The 3,608-nt window shown below is 70.0% G+C and carries 5 protein-coding genes; all 5 read left to right on the top strand.

Translation table 11 applies throughout. The features are described from left to right. Nucleotides 1-255, top strand: a 255-nt coding sequence (locus tag G6027_RS10850; RefSeq protein ID WP_182637186.1) for a tyrosine-type recombinase/integrase, incomplete at its 5' end; no start/stop codon positions are given. 75 nt (nucleotides 256-330) lie between these two features. Beyond that, complete coding sequence (locus tag G6027_RS10845) at nucleotides 331-1,206, top strand: ParA family protein (protein WP_182637193.1); 876 nt, start codon at nucleotides 331-333, stop codon at nucleotides 1,204-1,206. A gap of 8 nt (nucleotides 1,207-1,214) precedes the next feature. Beyond that, nucleotides 1,215-2,048: a segregation/condensation protein A gene (locus tag G6027_RS10840; RefSeq protein WP_182637192.1), complete on the top strand. Its 834-nt coding sequence runs from the start codon at nucleotides 1,215-1,217 to the stop codon at nucleotides 2,046-2,048. After that, nucleotides 2,039-2,740 carry an SMC-Scp complex subunit ScpB gene (gene scpB, locus G6027_RS10835; RefSeq protein ID WP_182637185.1) on the top strand — a complete coding sequence of 234 codons (702 nt, stop codon included), beginning with the start codon at nucleotides 2,039-2,041 and terminating at the stop codon, nucleotides 2,738-2,740. The genes G6027_RS10840 and scpB overlap by 10 nt, the downstream gene beginning before the upstream one ends. Then, the gene (locus G6027_RS10830; protein WP_259846823.1) at nucleotides 2,652-3,506 is read left to right on the top strand and encodes a pseudouridine synthase; all 855 of its coding nucleotides are present in this window, start codon (nucleotides 2,652-2,654) and stop codon (nucleotides 3,504-3,506) included. Before scpB ends, G6027_RS10830 begins: the two co-directional genes overlap by 89 nt. Nucleotides 3,507-3,608: the final 102 nt, after the last annotated feature.

The following is a 3,608-nucleotide window of genomic DNA, read 5'->3' as shown; positions in this document are numbered from 1 at the left end:
GGCGGGCGCATCACCCGGCAATCCCTGTGGACCGTGGTGGCCGTGTCCGCGGAGCGGGCGGCGGTCGGGCTTGACGTCTCGCCGCACTCCTTCCGACACTCCTTCGCGACCCACCTGCTGGACGGTGGGGCGGACATCCGGGTGGTCCAGGAGCTGTTGGGGCACGCCTCGGTCACCACGACGCAGGTCTACACCCTCGTCACCGTCGACACGCTCCGCGAGGTCTGGGCCGAGTGCCACCCCCGGGCACGGTAACGTGACCGGGGACCGGCCTGAGCGCAGGTGACGACGCAGCGAGAGGAGACGCGGGTGGCGCAGGACTCTGGGACGATGGATCCCGCACTGTTCTCCCGCGCGGAACTCCTGGGTGCCGACGACCCGGCGGCCGGCGAGGGCTTCGCGGCCATCCCCGAACCGCAGCCGCTCACCTCCCACGGGCCCGCGATGGTGCTCTCGATGTGCAACCAGAAGGGCGGGGTCGGTAAGACCACCAGCACGATCAACCTGGCCGCCGCCCTCGCGGAGTACGGCCGCCGGGTCCTCGTGGTGGACCTCGACCCCCAGGGCGCGCTGTCGGCGGGCCTGGGCATCCCGCACCACCAACTCGACCTGACGGTCTACAACCTCCTGGTGGACAACACCGTGTCGACGGAGGAGGTGCTGGTCCGGACCCGGGTGGAGGGGGTGGATCTGATCCCTGCCAACATCGACCTGTCCGCCGCGGAGATCCAGCTGGTCAACGAGGTGGGGCGCGAACAGGCGCTGGGCCGCGCGCTGTACCCGGTGCTCGATCGCTACGACTACGTCCTGATCGACTGCCAGCCGTCGTTGGGTCTGCTCACCGTCAACGCCCTGGCCTGCTCGGACGGCGTGTTGATCCCGATGGAGTGCGAGTACTTCTCGCTGCGCGGGCTCGCGCTGCTGACGGACACCATCGACAAGGTCCGCGACCGCATCAACCCGCGTCTGCACCTGACCGGCATCCTGATCACCATGTTCGACCGCCGGACGGTCCACGCCCGCGACGTCCTCGGCCGGGTCGTCGAGGTGTTCGGTGACCAGGTCTTCGACACCCTCGTGACCCGTACGGTCCGGTTCCCGGAGACCACCGTCGCCGGCGAACCCATCACCACGTGGGCGCCCAGATCTGCGGGTGCGCAGGCCTACCGGGCGCTGGCTCGCGAGGTCATCCAGCGCGGCAGGTGAGCGGTCCGGTGACCGGGGTCGGGCACCCGCCGGGGGACGACGCCGCCGGGGTCGAGGATCCGCGTGCGTTCACCGTCCACCTGACCAACTTCACCGGCCCGTTCGACCTGCTCCTCAAGCTCATCGACTCGCGGCGACTCGACGTGACCGAGGTCGCCCTCCACTCGGTCACCGACGAGTTCATCGCGCACGCCCGTGAGCTGGGTCGGGAGGCGGGTCTCGAGGAGGTCACCGAGTTCCTGGTGGTGGCGGCCACGTTGCTCGACCTCAAGACCGCACGACTCGTGCCGTCCGGGGAGGTCCAGGACCTGGAGGATCTGGCGCTGCTCCAGGCTCGGGACCTGCTCTTCGCCCGTCTCCTGCAGTTCCGGGCGTTCCGGCAGGTGGCCGAGTTGTTCGCCGAGCTCGACAGGACCGCCCGTCACTCCCACCCGCGGACGGCGGGCCCGGACGACGAGTTCCTGGACCTGCTGCCCGAGGTGGAGTTGGGAGTGGACGTCGAGCAGTTCGCGACCATCGCCGCCGTGGCGTTCAGACCCCGGCCGGTGGAGGAGGTGGGGGTCTCGCACGTCCACACCCCGGCCGTGTCCGTCCCCGAGCAGGCCGCCCGCGTCCTGGAGTTGTTGAGGTTCCGAGGCCGGGGCGAATGGGTGGACTTCCGGGAGCTGGTCTCCGGGTGCGGCGAATCCCTCGTCGTCGTCGCCAGGTTTCTCGCCCTGTTGGAGTTGTACAGGGCGCGCGCCGTGGCGCTCGCCCAGGACGAGGCGCTCGGTGACCTGTTGGTGAGCTGGACGGGTGAGGAGGCGGCCGAGGTGACACGCGGGAGGGACGAATGGACGTGACGGAGGACGACGAGGTGAGTGCGGTGGGTCCGATCGGGGACGACGACGAGGTCCACGAGTCCGGGGCTCCGCCGTTGCGAGCCCGTCTCGAGGCGCTTCTGCTGGTCGTGGACCAGCCGACCGCCGAGGGGGCGCTGGCAGCGGCGGCGGGCTCGACACCCGTGGAGGTGGCGGCCGAGCTGCGCGGGTGGCGGGATGATCTCACGGCCGTGGGCAGCGGGATCGATCTGAGGCGGACCGACGAGGGATGGCGGCTTTACACCCGTCGGGAGTTCGCGCCGTTCGTGGAGCGACTCCTCACCGACGGCACCCGGTCCACCCTCACCCGTGCAGCACTCGAGACGCTGGCGGTGATCGCCTACCGGCAACCCGTCACCCGGTCCCGCGTGGCGGCCGTCCGCGGGGTCAACGTGGACGGGGTCATGCGGACCCTCGTGGCCCGCGGACTGGCCGTGGAATGCGGCACCGACGCGGACACCGGGGGCATCCTGTATAGGACCACGGAGCTATTTCTGGAAAGATTGGGACTGACGTCGCTCGACGAGCTCCCGGACATAGCCCCGTTGCTGCCGGATGTCGACCTGGTCGACGAGATGAGCGACGATCCCGCGGAGGACCCGCGGATACCCCTGGGGCGGCGCAGAACCGCTGCGCCCGACCCCGCCCATGAACACCAGAACGAAGAGATGTGACGCACTCATGACTGAGTCCGCTGGCCGAGACGGCTCACCGGTCCGCCTCCAGAAGATCCTGGCGCAGGCCGGGATCGCCTCCCGCAGGGCCTCGGAGGACCTCATCGCCCGAGGGCGGGTGGAGGTCAACGGGAAGATCGTGCGCGAGATGGGCGTCAAGGTCGATCCCACCACGGCAGTGATCCGCGTGGACGGCACCCGTATCGTCCTCGACGACGACCTGGTCTACCTGGCGCTGAACAAGCCCCGCGGGTACCACACCACCATGTCCGACGACATGGGCCGGCCCTGCGTGGGCGACCTGGTCGCCGACCGTGTCGACGCCGGTCAGCGGCTCTTCCACGTGGGTCGCCTGGACGCCGACACCGAGGGGCTGCTTCTGGTGACGAACGACGGTGAGCTCTCGCACCGACTGATGCACCCGTCCTACGAGGTGTCCAAGACCTACATGGCCACCGTGACGGGAGTCGTCGGCAAGGGCGTCGGCAAGAAGCTGCGCGACGGTGTCGAGCTCGAGGACGGCCCGGCCAAGGTCGACCAGTTCGCGATCGTCGACGTCCACGAGGGCCGCTCGCTGGTCAAGGTCGTGCTCCACGAGGGCCGAAAGCACATCGTCCGCCGTCTCCTCGACGAGGTCGGATATCCCGTCGAGTCACTGGTACGGATCCGCTTCGGCGCCGTCGCACTGGGCGACCAGCGCGCGGGGAGCTTCCGCAAGCTCAACCGCAAAGAGGTCTCGGATCTCTACGCGGCGGTGGGCCTGTGAGCGCGCAGGCTGGGCCCACCGGCGTCCCGCGGCGCCGGATCGCGATCGACGGTCCCGCCGGCACCGGGAAGTCGACTCTCGCCCGCACGCTCGCGGAGCGGC

It is taken from the genome of Dietzia sp. SLG310A2-38A2, assembly GCF_014145095.1.
In the GTDB taxonomy this organism is placed as follows: domain Bacteria; phylum Actinomycetota; class Actinomycetes; order Mycobacteriales; family Mycobacteriaceae; genus Dietzia.
The sequence above is the reverse complement of the archived record's forward strand: the minus strand, read 5'-3'. Positions and strand labels throughout refer to the sequence as shown.

Excerpts from the sequence above, each read along its gene's own strand:
- G6027_RS10845 (WP_182637193.1), top strand. The coding sequence starts at position 331 with ATGGATCCCGCACTGTTCTCCCGCGCGGAACTCCTGGGTGCCGACGAC.
- scpB (WP_182637185.1), top strand. The coding sequence starts at position 2,039 with ATGGACGTGACGGAGGACGACGAGGTGAGTGCGGTGGGTCCGATCGGG.